Raw genomic sequence first — 19982 nt, 5'->3', positions numbered from 1 at the left:
AAGCGCTGCGGGTCAGAGGGTTCTTTCGATCGCCATTAAAGCCTGATTTTTTTTAACGGAACCACATGCCTGCGCAAAAACGTAGGCAGTGGTTCTTTTTTTAACCGTCTAAATATGACATGATAAGGCAAGGAGGTGAACGGAGTGTATTCGGATATTACGTTTGCAAGCGACCGTCCGGTTTATATTCAAGTGAAGGATTATATGAAAAAGCTGATCCGGAAGGGCGCGCTGCAGGCTGATCAGAAGCTTCCGTCCACCAGAGAAATAAGCGTACTCATGAATATTAGCCGAAATACGGCCGTTACCGCCTATACCGAGCTGGAAGAGGAAGGCTTTATATACGCCGTTCGCGGAAAAGGCAACTTCGTTGCTGCCGGAGCGGCAGGCGGAACCAGCGACCGGTTGAGCGTTCAAGCGGAACGGGAGCCGGCAAGGCTGGACTGGCGGCAGCGTGCGAGCGACTACGCGCGCCAAGCGGAACAGATGGATTTGATGAAGCATGGCATACGCGCGGAAAAAGGCTCTATTTTATTCACGAGCATTGCGCCCGACGAGAAGCTGTTCGATCTGCAAAACGTCAAACGTGCGTTTCTCGATCGGATGTCCATCGAAGGCGAAGTGCTGCTCAATTACGGCTACGCTAAAGGCTATAAACCCCTTATCGATTATTTGCTTCGCTATATGGAAAACAAGGGCGTCGATCTGACAGGCAAGGATCTGCTCATTACGAACGGGTTTACGGAAGCATTCGAACTGGTGCTGTCCGCGATCGGTCAGCGTTACGGCGCCGCGTTGTGTGAAAATCCGACGCATCAAACGGCGATCAAAAATATGAAGCTGCACGGCTACGGAATTACCGGCGTCGACATGGAGAAAGACGGACTCGATCTGCGGCAGTTGGAGAAGGAATTGGGCTCGAGGCCATTCGATCTCGCCTATCTTGTCCCTTCCTATCATAATCCGACCGGGATTGTCATGGCGCCGGAGAAGAGAACGGAAGCGCTTCGCCTGCTGTCCGGCTATGAGGTGCCAGTTATCGAGGACGGATTCAACGAGGAGCTGCGCTACTCCGGTTCCCATGTTGCTCCGCTCATCGCATCGGCCGGCGCAGGAAATGGCGTTATCTATTTGGGCAGCTACTCCAAAATTCTGTTTCCCGGCCTGAGAGTCGGCTGGATTTTGGCGGACAAAGAGCTGATTGGCTTGCTGGAGAGCATGAAGCGGGCTCGCACGATTCATACGTCGACGCTCGATCAGTCGCTTCTCTATCAATATTTGAGCAACGGAAATTTCGAGAAATATTTGAAAAAAGCAAGAGCGGAGTATAAGCGCAAGTATGAGCTGGCTACAGCCTGCATCAAAGCGCATGTCCCGTATCAAACGCTATCGGGCGACGGCGGATTGCATCTGTTCCTTGCATTCGAGGAAACGTTTCATACACGGCAGCTGCTGGAGGCTTGCAAGCGGAAAGGCGTCGTTTTTACGCCGGGCGATATTTTTTATACAAAGGAAGGCCAAGGCGGACATACAATGAGGCTCGGCTTCTCCAGAGTGTCCGACGAGGATATCGAGGCTGGCATTCGCATTATTGGCGAGACGGCCAAGGAATTGTTTTATTAAGGCGACCGCGAGGAGCCGCCGCCGTTTAAAGAGAAATGAATCATACGACAGACAAACAAGAATGGGAGCGTGCACAATGAAAGTTGGCGTTATTATGGGCGGAGTATCTTCGGAGAGGGAAGTTTCACTGTTGACCGGACAAGAGATGATCAAAAATTTGGACCGCTCCAAATACGAGGTTGTGCCCGTTGAAATTAATAGCAAGCGCGATTTGATCGATAAAGCGGCAGGACTCGATATTGCGCTGCTTGCTTTGCACGGCAAATACGGCGAGGACGGAACCGTTCAAGGCACGTTGGAATCGCTAGGCGTTCCCTACACCGGCTGTGGAGTGCTGTCCAGCAGCGTAAGCATGGATAAAGAGCTATCCAAGAAGCTGATGCGCTTCGAAAACATTTCGACTGGCGATTGGGTGCAGGTTGGCAGCATGGAAGAGCTGGCAGCGGCGGATGTGGAAGGTCGTATCGGTTTTCCGGTCGTCGTAAAGCCGAACTCCGGAGGTTCCAGCATCGGAACACAGCTGGTCAAATCGCAGGATGCGCTGGAAGCCGCTGTTGAGGACGCTTTGAAATGGGATGCGTCCGTTATGATCGAGCAGTTTATCGGCGGCGACGAAATTACGTGCGCCATTTTGAATGGCGAAATGCTGCCGGTTGTCGCTATTAAGGCCAATTCGGAATTTTTTGATTATACGTCCAAATACGCCGACAACGGCGCGGAAGAACGGGTGATCGACTTGCCGGCGGATGTGCACGCACGCGTCGAGCAAGCGGCCCTTGCCACCTACAAGGCGCTGAAATGCAGCGTCTACGCTCGCATCGATATGATTATTAAAGACGGCGTTCCCTATGTGCTGGAAGCGAACACGCTGCCTGGGCTGACTAAAAATAGCTTGCTGCCAAAAAGCGCGGCGGCAGCTGGTATTTCGTTCGGTGATTTGTTGGACCGTATTATTGAATATTCGTTGACGGAGAGAAAACGAGAAAAGTAAGGAGTTAAGCGATATGATAACGAAGAGCGATTACCTGTCGCCGCTAGCGCGCGACATTCCACCATCAGGCATCCGGAAGTTTTTTAACGCGGCGGCGGGCGGCAAGGATATTATTTCCTTAGGCGTCGGTGAGCCGGACTTCACTACCCCGCTTGCGGTGAGGCGAGCCTGCGTAGAGGCGATCGACAAAGGACGGACGACTTATTCGCCTAACGAAGGCTTATTGGAGCTGCGTGAGGAGATCGCCTCTTATTTGGACAGCAGCTTCGGGATCAGTTATGATCCAGTCGACGAAGTGTTGGTGACGGTCGGCGGAAGCGAGGCGATTGATTTGGCGCTTCGCGTGCTGGTCGCGCCGGGCGACGAGGTGATCGTTCCTGTTCCGACTTATATCGCTTATTCACCGATCACCCATTTGAACGGCGGCCGCGCGGTCGAGGTGGAGACGTACGCTGAGGACGGGTTCAAGCTGACGGCGGAAGCGCTCCGAAGCTGCATTACGCCGCGTTCCAAGCTGCTTATGGTCAGCTATCCGAATAATCCGACGGGAGGCATCATGACGTATGAGGATTGGCTGCCGATTGCGGAAGTCGTCGAAGAGCATGACCTCATCGTCCTAACGGATGAAATATATGCCGAGCTCACTTACGGCCGTACACATGTGAGCCTTGCTTCGCTGCCCGGCATGAAGGATCGGACAATTGTTGTCAGCGGTTTCTCCAAGGCGTTCGCGATGACGGGCTGGCGGGTCGGTTACGTCTGCGGCCATCCCGATTTTATCGATGCAATGCGCAAGGTTCATCAATATTCTATTATTTGCGCACCTATACTCGGACAGATCGCCGCGCTCGAATCGTTGCGCCACGGCATGGCGGAGAAGGATGAAATGATGCATGCCTACAACCATCGCCGTCGCATGTTCGTACAAGGACTGCGGGACATCGGATTATCCTGCCATGAGCCGGAAGGAGCCTTCTACGTATTCCCGTCGGTCGCTTCGACTGGATTAAGCTCGCAGGAGTTTGCCGAGCGACTGCTTCGCGAAGCGAAGGTTGCTGCCGTACCGGGCAGTGTATTTGGTCCCGGCGGCGAAGGGTTCATCCGCTGTTCCTACGCGGCATCCGAAGCGAATTTGAAGGCGGCGCTGGAACGAATGGACCGCTGGCTCCGTCAGCTTTAAATCGAAAGGCAGCCTGCCGATAGCAAGGAGAATGTTCATACTCCTTCGCTGTTGGCAGGCTGCCTTTTTGCTATTTCATTTAGCTTAGGATGGCTTTTGGATAATAGCTTGCAAAATTTCTTTCCAGCTAGCCTCGTCGGAGGAGAGAAAATGGCCTGCCTCTTTATGCGTTTGCAGGCGGCTTGTCGGCATTCTAGCGGCCAGCTTGCGGATCTCATCGAAAGGAGCCATGCGATCTGCTTCGCCATGCCAGATTAGAACGGGGATGGTAATAGCGGCCGGGTCGAAGCCCCAGTCCTGAGATAGCAGTCCGGGCTCCGATGCAGCTTCCTCCGGCCCTTGGCGCAGAGCTTCGCCAAGATGCATCATGAACTCGCTAAAATGCTCATCCGTCTGCATGAACTGGCGATCCCAATCCGTCAGATGGCCGTTGCCGCCGCGCAGCGAACGCAGAAATTTATCGGGCGATTGCTCGATCATTTTTTTCTGCGCATTATAGCTGAGCCGCAGCAGCCAAGGCACTCTTTTGCTTAACGTAAAGGCAAAACGGTTGGCTGCGGACATCGATTTCGGCGGTTTTCCTCCGGGAAACGGAGCGGCGCTCGAGACCATCGTTGCGCTCGTCAGCCGCTCAGGTATTACGTAGGCGCATGCCGCTGCATAGACGCCGCCTCCCGAAACGCCGAGAACCGCAAACCGTTCCAGGCCGAGGGCATCAGCCAGCGCCGCGACATCGCTCGGCCAGTCAAGCACGCGCCTGCCGGGCAGCCTGTCGGAGGCGCCGAAGCCAGGCCTGTCCGTACTAATGAGCCGGATTTGAAGCGAGGCTGCCGTCTCGTCGTCCTCTGTAAACCAAAGTCTGGAGCCTGGGGTTCCGTGGAATATAAAAACAGGGAAGCCGTCTGCCGCTCCATACTCGGTATAGGCAAGCTTTCGTTTGTCTTTTAGTTCAATCGTTAACGGCTGAGATGGATTTTGCATCGTCACACTCCTTTATAGTAATTTCTGTTAAATCTAGCATAATGCAATAGAATGGTCAAAAAAGGGGGGGCGGAATTAGGGTAAGGGAGAGCGAGTACGGTTTGTTCCAAATGACAGGAAACGGACTGTTTGTTGAAGGAATAGGCCCATTTAGGTTAAGCGCTTTTGTGCTATAATGCTAAATACGAGTATAGAGCGGTGAAGGTTCGGAAAGGAGGTGCCCCGCTTATGCCGATCGAGATCGGTCTCGCCGGCTGGGGCGATCAGGATCGTCTTTATGGCCCAGGCGTTAAGGCAAAGGACAAGCTGCGAGAATATGCCAAACATTTTCCGCTGGTCGAGGTGGACAGCAGCTTTTACGCCATTCAACCGAAAGAGCGATTCGAGAAGTGGACGGCGGAGACGCCAGACAGCCTTCATTTTATTGTGAAAGCTTATCAAGGCATGACCGGACATCAGCGCGGGCCTGCAGCGGCGAAGGAACAGGAAACGGAAGCGATGTTCGCTGCGTTTCGGGAATCGATCGAGCCGGCGCGGCAGGCGGGGCGGCTCGCGGCGGCGCTGTTCCAATATCCGCCGTGGTTTGATTGCACGCGCGAGAATGTCGGCATTCTGCGTGAAGCAAGAAGACTTATGGATGGAGTGCCGTGTGCACTGGAGTTTCGGCACCAAAGCTGGTTTTTGCCGGAGTACCGGGAGAAGACGCTCGCTTTTATGAAGGCGGAGGGCTGGATACATAGCGTCTGCGATGAGCCGCAAGTTGGATTGGGCTCCGTGCCGACCGTCTTGCAAGCGACCGATTCCGAGATGACGATGGTCCGTTTTCACGGCCGTCATGCGGCGGGCTGGAATCAGAGCGGTGCGCCGAATTGGCGGGACGTTCGTTATTTGTACCGGTATAGCGGCGACGAACTGCGGGATTGGAAGGACATGCTTCAACAATTGGAGCAGCAGAGTCGGCGAGTATGCGTTGTTTTCAACAACAATTCGGGGGGCGATGCGGCCGACAATGCCAAGGAAATGATGGCGCTGCTCGGGCTGTCGCGTCCGGACGGAGGCGACCCGCTTGAACCGAAGGAGGAGCCGAAGCCGCCGGCTTACGAGCAGTTGGATTTGTTTTGAGCAGCATTAAGCGTAACCGGCCGATAGGTTTTTCCGCGTGTTATTAATGTCGGGAGTTGCGGAGGGAAATCCGCGCCGGCTTCTTTGATATGGGATCGGATGGAGAATGGCTATAAGCCGGAGGAGAGTGTGGACATGGTATTGAAATGGGACGGGCATACGCATACGCGGCATTGTTATCACGGGAGCGATGCGGCCGAGGAACTCTACATCGACCGTGCGATCGAGCTTGGCTTCGAACGATACACAATGAGCGAGCATCCGCCGCTGCCGGCGGGCTGGATCGAGGACGAAGCGCTGTTCAAGGAGCTGGGAATGCCGCTTGAGGAGCTGCCGGTTTATATTGCCTACGCCAAAGAAATGAAGCGAAAATACGCAGGCCGAATAGAGGTAACGGTCGGTCTGGAGTTCGATTACTTGCCGGGACGTACCGATTTCACCGATAAGCTGGTAGAGCAGTGGGGAGAAGAGCTGGAGGATGCCGTATGCTCCGTTCATTTTCTGCCCGGCATTGGCGGCACGCGCTGCGTCGATTTCTCAGCCGCCTATTTGAAGGAGCATATTCTGCCTTATTACGGCACGATGGAAAAGGTTGCGGACGAGTACTACGATCATGTGGAAGCCGCCATCGCCTACGCCGCCAAGCTGCCCATGCGCAAACGGATTGGCCACATTAATCTGATCGAGAAATTCGCCAGTGCGCTGCCGCCGATCGATGAGGCGCAAATTCGCCGCCGTCTTGAGCGGCTTATTCCGCTGCTGGCTGAGTCGGGCGTCGGCGTTGACGTCAATACAGCCGGTCTGCGCGTACCGACTTGCGGCAAGCCGTACGTGCCGGAATGGTTTATTGCCGCTTGCCGGCAGCAAGGCATTGAATGCGTATACGGCTCGGACTCGCATAAGCCAGAGCAGGTAGGCACAGGTTGGGAATGGTTCGAAGCGCAGATGCGCTAGCAAGCGAATAGAGACCGATTGCAGATTCGTAATCCTGCAACCCGGTCTCTTTTTTATGCGTCTATATATTGATAACGAAAGGAATTTATTGTCTATTATCGATCTTGGTATGCCATTAAGGGGGGAACCGATTGAAACAAATTACGGCGGCGATTGCCGTATTGTGCGCCACACTGCTTATGTTGGGAGGCTGCGGGAAAGCGGAGGTTCCGCGAGCGCCGCTTGGGGGTGGGGAAACAGGTAGCGTGTCCGCTGGAGCAGCCGCCAAGGATAGCTCGCATATGGAGCATTGGTCCGTCGACAGCAGGTCGCTTGGCAAAACGATGAAGGTAAATGTCTATGTACCGAAAAGCTATTCCGGATCGGAGCCCTATCCGGTGCTTTATGTGCTTCACGGCAAAAACGGAAACGAAAACAGTTTCTTCGCGAACGGGCTCGACATAGGCCGGAAAATGGACAAGCTGGCGGCGGCAGGGAAAATAAAGCCGATGCTTATTGTTTCGCCTCAGCTCGATAATAGTTACGGCGTTAATTCAGCGGATCAGGTACAAGAAAAAAAGGAATACAGGCTCGGCCGATATGAGGATTATGTCATGCAGGATCTGATACCGGCCATCGATGCGGACTACAATACGGTTAAAAGCAGAGAGGGCCGTTTTATCGGCGGCATTTCAATGGGAGGTTACGCTGCGCTTCATCTTGCCTTTGTCTACCCGGATAAATTCAGCAGGGTTGGCGGACATAGCGCGGCGGTCTGGAAGGAAACGCCGTCTTATTTGGCTTGGCTATACGAAGGCGGTATTTCGCAGGACGAGGTCGATCCCGTTAGGCTAGCAGCCAAAGGGAATGCAGACAGGTTGCAAATTTACCTCGATCATGGCCAAAGCGAGCATGCGGCGATTGCAGAAGGCAACGATGCGCTGAAGGCTGTACTGGACCGGCAAGGCGTTCCCTATCAGTTCCACACCGGTCAAGGCGGCCATAACAACAAATATTGGGCGGCTCATATCGAGGATTATCTTCTATTCTATGGAGCGGACGGCAAGTAAAAGAAAGGCGACGGACGGCCTTGTCGCACAGCGTTCAAACCGTCAGTAGCCGAGCTTTAACATGTCTCGGGTGCTGGCGAACGTGGCTGTATTAAACATCAAGAGAACGTCGCCGATCTCATTCTCTGCCATATAGTCGCTGATTTTGCCGTTGTAATAACGCAAATCTATGACATGAATCTCCGGCACATGCAGCGTGAGAAACGGCAGGACGCTGTGGGCATAGGAGTCTTTGATGACTAGCAGCTTTTTCATATCGGTTTCGCCGGGAGCGAGCTTCGAATGAATCGTCATGACCGCGTGAACGCCGCCTAGAAAATAAGCGTATTTGTCTTTCTTGTTCAAGCTGCTTTCATCGTACAGTCCGTTCATCACGGAACCGTCATCCTCGATTCGAATCTCCGAGACGACCGGCTTGGCCGGTTCGTAAACTTGAATGCCTTCAGCTTTTAAACCGGCAAACTGGCTGCGCGTATGGAAGCTTCCTAAAAACCGGTCTGTTACAGTGCGGATAGAAAAATCGGTTTCGGCATGCGGCTGCCAGCCCATCTGCTCAGCATATGCTTGATAGGCCAAGTAAGCGCCGTAAGTGGTCCAGTGATGGTCGGTACGGTAGTACAGCTGTCTGCTGCTGGAGTCAGCCTGCTCCGTTACTTTCGCCGGGCGAAGAAAATCGAATCCGTCGATAAATGAAATGCCGGCCTTCTCGGCCGTTTGACCGATAAGCCGGTTAACGTTTTGCTGCGGATAGGAGTAAGCGAGCCAAGGCAGCTTCTCCGGGTACAGGCCAACGGAAGTCGGAGCGAGCAGGAACGTTATGTTCGCTTCGGGGTGATTGAAGGCCAGCTTGGCGGCTGCATCTGCATAGCGGGACAAGGCAGCCTCGTCCGGCTTATCGAATTTCTCGAACAGGTAGCCGTCGCGTCCCCGGTAAATGCCGTTGTTCTCCTGCTGCAGCCTCAGCTGCTCTGATTCCGATTTGACGGCGATCCAGCTGTTGCGGAACGGAAAATGATCGGAAATAAAGAGCTCCGTTTGCTCGGCGAACTTTTTTGAACGGAGAGCTTCCCACGTCAACTTGGGCTTTCCTTGTAAAGGACGATTCTCCAAATCGGAGAAGCTTGATTTCGGCAGCACGAATAATAAGAAGGAGAGCGAGCAAAGGATGACGGCGAATCCAGCGGCGTAAGCGAAATCGAGTTTGTTTTTCATCGCAGAGACTCTCTCCTCCTTAGCCGCTAAAATCTGAAATATAGAAACGGATTAAATGTGGCATCGACGAGGTAGGCGACGGACAGCAGCAATAAAGCGGCATGCCAGCCAAGCTTCATGAATGCCATTCGTGGTCCTAGGTTGGTTTTGCCCGTTTTGATCACAGAGGCAAAGACGAGAATAACGAGCAGAACCGCATTGGTGTACATCAGGTACAATGTCTCTTGATCCCAGAGCGGCTGGCCGTTGAAGCCAAACAGCGCTTTGAAAAAAGAGCCTGTGACGGACAGATCCTCGAAGGCGAACAGCACCCAGCCGATCAGAATGAAAAACAACGCATAAAGATGTCCGATCCAGCCGGGCAGACGCCGCAGCAAGCGGAGCAGCACTGTTTTTTCCAGCGCCAGTATCACTCCGAAGTAGAGCCCCCAGAGCAGAAAGTTCCAGCTCGCCCCGTGCCAAATCCCCGTCAAAAGCCACACGATCCCGATATTGCGGAGTTGAACGGCAAGGCCGCGCCGATTGCCGCCTAACGGAATATACAAATAATCCCGGAACCATGTCCCGAGCGAAATATGCCAGCGGCGCCAGAAGTCGGTTATGCTGTTGGCCGCATACGGCCGATTGAAGTTCTCGTTAAAGCGGAAGCCGAACATCAGACCGAGGCCGATCGCCATGTCCGAATAGCCGCTGAAATCAAAATATATTTGGAAGGCAAACGCGATAATACCGATCCATGCCATAAGAACGGGCAGCGTGCCTGGGTTGGCCGACGAGATGTTGTCCCACAGCAGACCAATATTGTTGGCGAGCAGCACCTTCTTCGCAAGGCCGACGGAGAAGCGCCTAACCCCCTCGGCGAACAGCTCAAGACTTACTGTCCGATGGCGGATCTGCTCCGAAACAGAACTGTATTGAACGATTGGTCCCGCCACCAATTGTGGAAACAAGGCGACGAAGGTGGCAAAGTCGAGCCAGTTTCGCTGCGCTTTGGCCGTTCCGCGATAAATATCGATGATATAGGAAATCGACTGGAACGTATAGAAAGAGATACCGATCGGCAAAGGCAAGTCCGTCAGCGGGATGCTCGTGCCGAGCAGCGCATTTATACTATCGATTAGAAAGTCTGCATATTTGAAATAGGACAGCAAGCCAATATTGACCGAAATGGAGCTGGCGACAATCATTTTCCGTTTCCATTCCGAAAGCCCCGGTTTACTCAGCAAAAGTCCAAATACATAGTCAGTGACTGTAGATATCAGCATCAGAACGATATAAACCGGTTCGCCCCAAGCGTAAAAAAGCAGGCTCGAGGCGAACAGGATCATATTTTTCATGCGCCAAGGCGACAAGAAATAAATGGCCAGAACAGCTGGCAAAAATAGAAATAGGAATAACAGGCTGCTAAAAACCATAACGACAGGTTATTTCGTGAAGAAGGCTTCGAAAGCTTTCTCTAGTTCATCAGCATTTTCCGAAATGATAAAGATGACATAAGAGTCTTTTACGATCAGCTTGAAGTTTTTCGCATTTTCGTATTGATCGGGCAGGTAGCTCTCGAATTGCTTTTGAACGTCCGCGGCGCGCTGCTCGACGCCTTTCTTGATCGCGTCGACGTTGCTGGCGTCTTTCACCTTCAGCACGGCGATTTCATTTGTTTTAACGTTCATCATCGGCATCATAATGGTGAATTCGTCCAACAGTGCCGGATCGAAATGATAGGCGTCGGTTACTTGCTCATTTTGCATTTCAATCAATCGAGGCTGCTCGATTTGGGCAAGTACGCTGTCCACCATTTCTTTCGTCGTTTGCGGCTGAGTGTTGTCTTCTTTATTTGCGCTGCCGTCGGTCGAAGAGTTGCTTTCATTGCTTTGGTTGCTTTGGTTGCTTTGGTTGCTCTGATTGCTTTGATTACCTTGGTTGCTTGTGTTGTTCGATGTTCCGGCGTTGTCTGCGGAGTTTCCGCAGGCGGTTAACGCGAGGGTTAATGCGAGGCTAAGTGCGGCGATACTTGTTTTTGTTTTGTTCATGATGTTTGTTCCCCCAGGTGTTTGTTTTGGTAAAATAACGGTAGATGCTGCTGGCCGGTTTCCAGAAATCGGCCCGTCCTGTACGAGCAGGTACAAAGTTAAAAACGAACATAGGAATCAAATTGTTGCAGAGAAAGCCAAAATGGTAAAAAGTATAGGATGGAGTGAGTGCAGTGGCCAAGCCGAAAGAGAAGCTAGATTCGCCCAAATTGCCGGCATCCCTCGGAAAAGTGACGGCGGCGTATATCGAGGACGAATTATCCGTCAGCGATTGTTTGATTCAGGATGCCGACTGGAGCGGACAGGAGGCGGATCGGGTTTGTTTTGAACGGATGCGGTTCGTAAATGTCAATCTGCGGGGCAGTGTATTGAACCGCGCCGAATTTATCGATATTATTTTTGAAAATTGCGACCTAGCGAATTTGCGGCTAAACCAGTCGGTTTTTCATCGCGTTGTGTTCAAGGACTGCAAGCTGCTCGGGATTGATTTGACCGACTGCACCTTGCGAAATACGGCGTTTATTGATTGCTATGCGGAATATGCCGTTTTCCGATTTGCAAATGCGAAACGGGTGAAGCTGGAGGGCGGCTCGTTCGCGAAAGCGGACTTTTTTCAGTTCAAAATGACCGAGATGTATTTCGACGAAACAAAGCTGGATCAAGCGCAATTTTCCCAGACGAAGCTGGACGGAGTCGATTTGAGCAATTGCGAATTTGACAGCTTGGGGGCGACGCTGGACGATCTGCGGGGCTGCATTATTTCTCCGCTGCAGGCAGCGGCTTTCGCCGGATTGTTCGGGCTCGTCGTGAAGCGAGATTCATAGAATCGGTCCAAACCTTTCTATTAAACTTTCATAGTATATAAGGCAGGCAGCGTGCATCTCGCTTGGGAGGCGATAGATGACGGCTTACGTGACGCAGTCTGCGTCCGTTTGGATTCCGCAAGCAGCGCTCCGAACCGTTACCGGTTCGGCGGCTTCGCGGAGTCCTTTTTTTTCGAATCGGGTAAAAGCGGCGTTCGTGGGGAACCAATATAATACGCATTATTATGCTGGAATGAATGGGAAAGATGGCGATCGTTATATGATACCTGAAAACTGCTGCGATTTTTCGCCGTTGAAGCAGGAATTGATGGCGGAGATTGAGATGATTAAGCAATCCGTCAATCATTTGTCGGACAAGCTGGATGACGATCACAGCTGCTTGCTGGGGGAATTTGAGAAGGTGAAAGAGAAGGTCGCAGAGACGGAAGCGCTGGCCGCCGCTTATTACTTACGCTGCTACTTGTCCTCCTATACGGATAAATTTGCAGAGCTGTCGATGTCGATCCGGCATATGGCACAGCGCAGGCACGGGGCGCTGCTTGTCGTGCAGAGGAATGATCCAATACTCCCGCTAATTACGCAAGGCATTAATTTGAACGCGGAGCTCACGCCTTCCCTGCTCGAAACGATTTTTGTGCCTGGAGGACCGTTGCATGACGGCGCGGTCTACATTAGGGAAGATAAAATCGTCTCCGCAGGGAATGTGCTGCCATTGGCGCGAGCGGTGACGGTCGAAACTGGAGAGCGGAAGCTCGGAACGAGGCATCGCGCAGCAATCGGGATGACAGAGCAGAGCGACGCGCTCGTACTGGTCGTATCGGAAGAAACGGGAAGAACATCGTTCAGCATCGAAGGAAAGCTGTATCCGTTCGCCGCGGGCTAATTCGACCATTCTTGACAAGGAAAGACTCCAATCGAGGCTATGTGCTAAACAGGCCAAGAAAGGAGTCTTTTTTACGTTGCTACATATTGTCAACATCGTAAAAATACACCTAGTCCGTTTAGAAACACACCTCGTCCTGAAAGCGGTTGCAACCTATCATGGTAGGGTAGGACAATTATTTCATTCCTTGAGGGGGATCGGTTCATGCGGAGGACATCTATAAAATGGTTGTCGAGCTTGCTCGTCGTAATGCTGCTGTTAACCAGCGTTCCGCTGTACGCCGCGGCCGCAGAAGCAGGCCAGTCGGGTACGGAAGCGGGGACGGAAAGCGTCCAGCCTGAAGAGGCGGGGACAGACAGCGTTCCGCCCGATAATGCCGGGACGGATGATGATCAAGCGATTGCAGCCAGTTTGCTGCAAATAAATGCGGCAGATAGCGGCACCTATGTCAGATTAAAGAGCAGGTGGCAAAGAAATTACTTGTATGAGGATTCGAATGGAGTTGTCCGCTACGGATTTACGGACATTTCAGATAAATCCTCTCATTGGCAACTAGAGGATCAAAACGGCAATACAAGGTTGAAAAATCGGCAAACCGGACATTATATGACGCTGGCTGAGGTAGGAGCAAGACGCAATCCGGTCACGAGTCGTGCGATTACTGACAGTAAACTAACCGATCAATGGATTATTAGCGACATGGCGGGAAGCGGCTTTATGATTATCCGCAGCGCATCGGATATGGGGAGCAACTATGTTCTGCATGTGGAGGATCAATTAGGCTTCGCGCAAGCGAGCAGAGACATTCCTGTAGGCTTCGAGAGCCCTCAATGGACGCTGGAAAGCGTAGCTGCTGAGGAACCGGTACGTATTTTTAATGAATTTAGAGCAGGGCAATATTTATTTGAAACCGCAGAAGGAGCCATTCATTTTACATCAGGAGCGAACGATGATCCAGATGCTGTAAACTTGCATTCACAGTGGTATATTGAAGAGGACAACGACTCGGGCGGCAATTCCATTGTTCGACTGCGAAATCGCGCTACCGGCCATTATATCGTTCAAGCGGACGAAGTGTGGAAACCGCTGGTCACAAGCGCGGATAGCAGTGGAGCTAATAGCGAATGGATCTTGGAGACTGCCACTACTAATGCAAATAATAAAATTTTTAGAGCCGCACAGTCTCCTGCCAATGTTCTAAATACACAGTTTGATGACGTTAATATAAGAGCGAACGAGTGGGCTCAACCAGAATGGGGAAGCGCTCAATGGAAGGTAGTTAAAGCTTCGGATACCAGACCGGTTCGCATCGTTAATTTTACAACGGAGAAGTTGGGAGTCGATTATTGGTACGAGGACCAAGGAACAGTTAAGTACGGGCCGTTGGGTACTTCAAATTTGAACAATTTGGCCTACCAGTGGGTTGTGGAAGATTTTGACGGAGCTAAGCGTTTTCGCAATATGGAGACTGGCCGATATGCTGTGCCTGGCACGCAAGGAGGCGTATTGCAGTCCATCAACAACGTGGATGATACAGCTCCAGTTCGTTGGAATATCGAAAAATCGACTATTTATGACGATTACGTAACGATAAAAAGCGTTGTCGACTCGGTTTACTATCCTTATAAGGGAGGGGTTTCCGGCAGCGGTGATGTGCTTGCTGGAAATTACAATCCAGAAACCGATGAAGCGCAGTGGCTTATTGAAGACTTGACGATTAACTTATCTGGAGAAGCCCAGTACTATCAAATTCAAAATCTTTGGAAGACGTTGTCTTTGTATGAAGATGAAAATGGGTTCTTAAAATACGGAAACGTAAAAGCGAAAGATGAAAGAGGCCAGTGGGAGATTGAGAGATATGAAGGCAGGAAGCGAATTAAGAACCGCGCTACCGGCCATTATATCAATTTGGACCCGCAAGGCGGCAGCCGCATTCTTGTATCCGATGTGGCGGCTGATTGGATCGGAGCGAAATGGGTTATTGAAGACCAGAACGGCATTCGATTGATTCATAATGTACAGGATCGAAATGATGTCGAAGGTCAGCAAAAATACATCAATACTCAGAATTTCACTAAGTATGCTGAATATGGAGTTATTAATCCGGGCTGGTCAAGCCCGAAATGGGTGTTCACTCTTATTAGGGATGAAGGACCTGAATTCATTCGTTTGAAGAACGAGGAAACAGGCAGTTATTTACTCGATGAATCAACCGATAATCCGAATGTCGGGCTTGTGAAATATGGAGATGTTCCGGCAACCGATTTGACGTCGGTATGGTACTTGGAAGCTGCCAACGGTCCGTTCAGGCTGAAAAATGCCGCTACGTCTCGTTACATCTCGATGGAACATATTGCAGCAGCAACAGGAGGAAATCCAGGGGACGAACCGACTCAGCCGATGGAGACTATAGGTAATATTGATCCAAGCTGGGGATCAATTCTATGGAGGCTCAATCCATCCGATACAGATGGATTGATTAATTTGCTAAGTGGATGGACTGGCGAGCACTTCCTGTATACCGCCGGGGGCGGAATAACAAAGATGAGCAATAAGGTTGCGGCACTTCCTTCTGCAAAATTTACTGTTGAAGCGACCGATCGCCCAGAACAGCCAATTCCTAGCGAGCCAGTGCGGCTGAAGAATGCTGATAACGGCCAATACCTGTATGAGAGCGAAAGCGGAGTCGTCATGTATGGGCCGGTAGACGCTTCTAACGGATATTCACATTGGACCATTGAAGATGTTAATGGTGTGAAACGGATTGTAAACCGTGTTACAGGTCATTCATTCACGACACCTCACGACTATAAATATATTACGTCGGGAACAGGTGCCGGCCCTTCCAGCGAGTGGGCACTGGAGAATATTTCAGGAAATATCTACTTGATTCGCACGTTAAATCCAAGCTTCAATGATGAGTATCTCAACGTGGCAGGAAAGAGCGGTTATGTAGAACGCGGATTGGTCACGGTTACGGACAGATCGCTGCACTGGGCGTTGGAAGTCGCCCCAGAAAACTTCGAGACACCTGCAATGGGCGAGCCTCGTAACCATAATACATCCACGCCGCTGTTCAGCGACACGAATTATGTGACGATCGTTTCGAAAGAAACGGGAGAAAAATTGGTGGAGTTAGGCGGCACAGTGAGCACGATGCATGCAAGCGATGATAGTCCTAGCGCACAATGGTTGATTCAGGACTTTAACGGTCGTAAGGTTGTCCAGAATCGCGGTACCGGACGATACTTAACGGATGCATTGAAGACTACAGATTTGACGCTAGGGGACGACAGTCAACAATGGACAATCGAGGATCGTCTTGGTTACAAAACGCTTCAAAACGCAATTCAACCCGAAGGTAAGCTGTACGATACAGCTTTTGGAACGGGGTACGGGGATGTTTCCAGTATCGATTCTTCGTTATGGAAATTTAAGCCGATTGTTTCCAATGTGAAATACGAAGCGGAAGAAGCGTTTATTGCAGATGGTGCGGCAGTCAGCACAACAGGCGGAACTTACTCCGGTTCGGGTTTTGTTAGCGGTCTGGATAATGCCGACAGCAAAATTACATTTACAGTTAACGCACAAGCTGCAGGAAACTATGAAGCTCTTCTGAATTATCGTAATCCTGGGGAGACGCTTGTATATAATGTAACTGTGAACGGTCTTCAGAGCGCTCCGATTTCGCTTTCGAAAGCGACAGGATGGTCAGCAGCTTCTCTGCAACTGCAGCTTCGTTCCGGAATCAATACGGTAACCCTTCAGAAAGTAAGCAACGAATCTGGGGGAGCGGATATCGACTTCCTGCAAGTGAAAGCAAGCGTTGCCAAAGCCTATCGCGGTGCGACTTTGCCTTACATCACATATGAGGCCGAGCACAGCTCGACCAACGGAACATTAATTGGACCATCCCGTTTATATTTGGATGTAGCGGCTGAGGCCTCTGGACGCCAAGCGGTAACGCTGGAACAAACAGGCGATTACGTTCAGTTTGAGCTTGCCGAACCGGCCAATGCGCTTACCTTGCGTTTCTCAATGCCGGACAGCGCGGACGGTAAAGGAATCAACGAAACGTTAAGTCTTTACGTGAATGGACAGTTCAAGCAAAAACTGCAACTGACTTCTAAACATGCTTGGGAATATGGCAGCTATCCGTGGTCTAACGATCCGGCGCAAGGAAGCCCTCATCGCTTCTTCGATGAAGCGCATGCCTTGATCGGAGATGTGCCTGCAGGAGCTAAGATTAAATTGCAAAAAGACGCGGGCGATAATTCAGAATACTATACGATTGATCTAGTTGATATGGAGCAAGTAGCACTGGCCTTCAGTCAACCGGCCGGATATCTCTCCATAACGGATTTTGGAGCGCTCTCCGGAGATGGAATCGATGATACCACCGCTTTGAATGCGGCTATCGACGCAGCTAAAGCACAAAACAAAGGGGTATGGATTCCAGAAGGCGTGTTCCATTTCCTTGGCGACAATATTACGCTTGATCAAGTAACCATTCGCGGAGCCGGTATGTGGCATACGACTTTAATCGGCGCGCGCTTTATTGGTCTCGGAACGAATATTCAAGTGTACGATTTGCTGATCGACGGCGATTTGAATGTTCGGGATGACGAAGCTTCTACCCATGCATTTGAAGGCGCATTTGGCAAAGGATCAGTTATTCAAAACGTTTGGGTGGAGCATTCTAAAACAGGACTGTGGCTGACGAAGTTGAAAGATCGTTCTCGCGAAGGTGATCATTACTTCGACGAGTATACGAACGGTTTGCATATGGTCGGATTGCGTTTGCGCAATTTAATGGCTGACGGAATCAACTTCTGCGTAGGTACGCAGAACAGTATGATGGAGCAAACCGATATTCGTTATCCTGGCGACGATGGCATTGCAATGTGGTCGAACATTGTCCCAAGCATCAATAATACTGCTCGGTTCAACACAGTTACTTTGCCATGGCTGGCAAACAACATTATCGTATTTGGAGGCCACGGCAATAAAATCCAAGATAATGTAACGAAAGATACGGTTACGAACGGTTCCGGTATCTCTGTCTCTACACGCTTTAACCCAGTTCCGTTCAGCGGTACGACGATTGTAGAACGCAATACGATTATCCGCGGGGGAAGTTACGATCGCGGTTATGAACAAAATCTTGGCGCCTTGTGGATTATGGCTGAAAACAAAGATTTGAGAGGCGACATTATTGTTCAAGATAACATCATTCTGGATAGCACCTATTCGGGACTGCTCTTCTATCGAATGAACGGTGCTCCTTATTCAATCGAAGGCGTTAAGCTATCAAATAACGTAATCGATGGCGCTGGAACTAATGGTTTAGAGGTCGCTGGGGGAGTTCCGGGCTTTGCTCAGGTGGATAATTTGATTATCCGTAATGCTAAAGTGAAGGACGTTGCTAATACTGCGGCTAGCTTTAGCTTTAATGAGATTAATGAAGGTTTTGCTGCAAAGGTAAAACCATTCCTTGTACAATTGGGTAATCAAGGAAACAGTCCATTTACAATCGCTCCTGGCACGACAGCGGAGTTAAAAGTACAGCTTGCCAATGGAGACGATGCAACAGCAGATGCAATCGTAGAATTGGGAGACAATACGATTACTTCCATCACTGGCAATCAAATAAAAGGTGAAACGTTAGGTACGACGACGCTGACGATTTCGGTCGGCGGTGCGACGCGAATCTTTACGATCACCGTGAAGCCAATCGTGATCGATAGCGGCCCTGGTGAAGGAGGCGGAACAGGCGGCGGTTCCACACCGCAACAGCCGAAGCCTGAAGTAATCGATACGAAGGCGAACGACGCTAAACTGAGCGACGCCCTGAAAGCGGGAGATACAGCTTCGTTTACGACGCCGGCGGACGGCAAGCTGTCGTTCTCGGTCAAAGCGCTTATCGAAGCGGCAAAAACGCATCCAAACGCAGTGCTCGTTATCCAAAATGGAAGCGCAGAATACCGCTTCCCTGTAGCTCTCGTCAGCGCAGCTTTGACAAAAGCAGGAGTTGCAGCTGACTCGGATGCGGTATGGACATTCGCAGTGAGTGCCGTTACAGGCGCACAAGCGGATGAAATCCGTACACGCGCAGCGGAAGAAGGTCTGACGCTCCACGGCACGCCGATCGACTTTACCATCGTGCTCACGTCGGGCGGCCGAACGATTAATGTAACCCAGTTCGGTACGACGTTCGTGACGCGTACGATTCAAGTAAGCGACACGTTGACGAGTGCAGGAGCTACCGCTCTCGTTTATGATCCGGCAACGAAGCAGTTCCGTTTCGTACCGGCATTGTTCGGCAGCAATGATAAAGGAACGCTCGCTACGATTAAGAGCGCAAGCAATAGCATTTATGTCGTTGCTTCCTACTCGAAAACCTTTAGCGACATTGCCAAGCATTGGGCGAAAGCGGATATTGAGCTGCTGTCCGCGAAACGAATCATTAACGGAACCGGTCCAGACAGCTTCGCTCCGGACAAATCGGTTACGCGCGCTGAATTCGCAGCCATGCTCGTTCGTTCGCTCGGTTTGTCGGAGGATTCAGCGGCAGCTGGAGCAAGCACGTTTAAAGACGTGAAGGGCAACGAGTGGTTCGCGCCTTCGGTTCGCTTGGCCGTTCAATACGGATTGCTGAAGGGCTACAGCGACGGTACCTTCCGTCCGAGCAAAACCATTACACGCGAAGAGATGGCCGTCATGGCATCCAACGCACTTAAGCAATTCGGCAGCGCACCGGAAGGAACGATATCGTTCAGCGACTCCGCGTCGATCTCGGCATGGGCGACGGAAGCGGTGAAGCAGGCCGTAGCGGCAGGCATCATTAACGGTATCGAAGGCAACCGCTTTGCGCCGAAGCAGGACTCGACACGTGCGCAATCGGCTGTCATCCTGAAGCGCCTTCTGCAGCATTTGGAATTGTTGGATAAGTAAAATAAAGTGTAACGGCTCTCGCGCTTACAAAGTGCGGGAGCCGTTTTTTTCGGTTCGCGGCTGCCGTTCGAGCGTTCTAGCATCTTTTTGTTCCGCATTTCGTATAAAGTTCTAGTAGAAACGTTTATGTGGAAGAGACGTCGTCGATACTAGAGTCATATAATTTGAGTTAGAGAGGC

13 protein-coding genes are annotated in these 19982 nt (G+C 51.2%); 9 read left to right on the top strand and 4 right to left on the bottom strand.

Annotated features, from left to right (window positions below; translation table 11 throughout):
• Window positions 1–144 precede the first annotated feature (144 nt).
• From ACFVTB_RS18795 to ACFVTB_RS18785, 3 genes are all read left to right on the top strand, one after another.
• Window positions 145–1623 carry an aminotransferase-like domain-containing protein gene (locus tag ACFVTB_RS18795; protein WP_387752389.1) on the top strand — a complete coding sequence of 493 codons (1479 nt, stop codon included), beginning with the start codon at window positions 145–147 and terminating at the stop codon, window positions 1621–1623.
• Window positions 1624–1699: 76 nt separating this feature from the next.
• A complete protein-coding gene (locus tag ACFVTB_RS18790; RefSeq protein ID WP_387752386.1) occupies window positions 1700–2614 on the top strand; it encodes a D-alanine--D-alanine ligase in 915 nt (304 codons plus the stop codon).
• A 13-nt stretch (window positions 2615–2627) separates the two neighbouring features.
• The gene (locus ACFVTB_RS18785) at window positions 2628–3794 is read left to right on the top strand and encodes an aminotransferase class I/II-fold pyridoxal phosphate-dependent enzyme (RefSeq protein WP_387752384.1); all 1167 of its coding nucleotides are present in this window, start codon (window positions 2628–2630) and stop codon (window positions 3792–3794) included.
• An 84-nt stretch (window positions 3795–3878) separates the two neighbouring features.
• Here ACFVTB_RS18785 and ACFVTB_RS18780 read toward each other — a convergent pair whose 3' ends face one another.
• Window positions 3879–4775, bottom strand: a complete 897-nt coding sequence (locus ACFVTB_RS18780) for an alpha/beta fold hydrolase (RefSeq protein WP_387752381.1) — start codon at window positions 4773–4775, stop codon at window positions 3879–3881.
• 228 nt (window positions 4776–5003) lie between these two features.
• Between ACFVTB_RS18780 and ACFVTB_RS18775 the strand changes: the two genes are divergently transcribed.
• The 3 genes from ACFVTB_RS18775 to ACFVTB_RS18765 all read left to right on the top strand — a co-directional run bounded on the left by ACFVTB_RS18775 (window position 5004) and on the right by ACFVTB_RS18765 (window position 7900).
• Window positions 5004–5897 (top strand): DUF72 domain-containing protein, encoded by an 894-nt coding sequence (locus ACFVTB_RS18775; protein WP_387752378.1) that lies wholly within the window; start codon window positions 5004–5006, stop codon window positions 5895–5897.
• Between the two features lie 135 nt (window positions 5898–6032).
• Window positions 6033–6851: a histidinol-phosphatase HisJ gene (gene hisJ / locus ACFVTB_RS18770; RefSeq protein WP_387752375.1), complete on the top strand. Its 819-nt coding sequence runs from the start codon at window positions 6033–6035 to the stop codon at window positions 6849–6851.
• 131 nt (window positions 6852–6982) lie between these two features.
• Window positions 6983–7900 carry an alpha/beta hydrolase gene (locus tag ACFVTB_RS18765; protein WP_387752373.1) on the top strand — a complete coding sequence of 306 codons (918 nt, stop codon included), beginning with the start codon at window positions 6983–6985 and terminating at the stop codon, window positions 7898–7900.
• Between the two features lie 42 nt (window positions 7901–7942).
• Here the strand turns inward: ACFVTB_RS18765 and ACFVTB_RS18760 are convergent, their stop codons facing one another.
• The 3 genes from ACFVTB_RS18760 to ACFVTB_RS18750 are packed head-to-tail and all read right to left on the bottom strand — an operon-like array spanning window position 7943 to window position 11142.
• A complete protein-coding gene (locus tag ACFVTB_RS18760) occupies window positions 7943–9112 on the bottom strand; it encodes a DHHW family protein (protein ID WP_387752370.1) in 1170 nt (389 codons plus the stop codon).
• A gap of 26 nt (window positions 9113–9138) precedes the next feature.
• On the bottom strand, window positions 9139–10527 hold the full coding sequence (locus ACFVTB_RS18755; RefSeq protein WP_387752367.1) for an MBOAT family O-acyltransferase: 1389 nt from the start codon (window positions 10525–10527) through the stop codon (window positions 9139–9141).
• Window positions 10528–10536: 9 nt separating this feature from the next.
• Window positions 10537–11142, bottom strand: a complete 606-nt coding sequence (locus tag ACFVTB_RS18750; protein WP_387752365.1) for a DUF4358 domain-containing protein — start codon at window positions 11140–11142, stop codon at window positions 10537–10539.
• A gap of 173 nt (window positions 11143–11315) precedes the next feature.
• Here ACFVTB_RS18750 and ACFVTB_RS18745 point away from each other — a divergent pair, with 173 nt between their 5' ends.
• From ACFVTB_RS18745 to ACFVTB_RS18735, 3 genes are all read left to right on the top strand, one after another.
• Window positions 11316–11966: a pentapeptide repeat-containing protein gene (locus ACFVTB_RS18745; RefSeq protein WP_387752363.1), complete on the top strand. Its 651-nt coding sequence runs from the start codon at window positions 11316–11318 to the stop codon at window positions 11964–11966.
• Between the two features lie 76 nt (window positions 11967–12042).
• Complete coding sequence (cdaS, locus tag ACFVTB_RS18740; RefSeq protein ID WP_387752360.1) at window positions 12043–12849, top strand: sporulation-specific diadenylate cyclase CdaS; 807 nt, start codon at window positions 12043–12045, stop codon at window positions 12847–12849.
• 204 nt (window positions 12850–13053) lie between these two features.
• Window positions 13054–19803 (top strand): S-layer homology domain-containing protein, encoded by a 6750-nt coding sequence (locus tag ACFVTB_RS18735; protein ID WP_387752357.1) that lies wholly within the window; start codon window positions 13054–13056, stop codon window positions 19801–19803.
• Window positions 19804–19982 lie beyond the last annotated feature (179 nt).

Origin of the sequence: Paenibacillus sp. NPDC058071, assembly GCF_042885235.1 — a bacterium.
Lineage (GTDB): Bacteria > Bacillota > Bacilli > Paenibacillales > Paenibacillaceae > Pristimantibacillus.
Note: the sequence above shows the minus strand (reverse complement) of the source record. Positions and strands in the feature narration are given on the sequence as shown.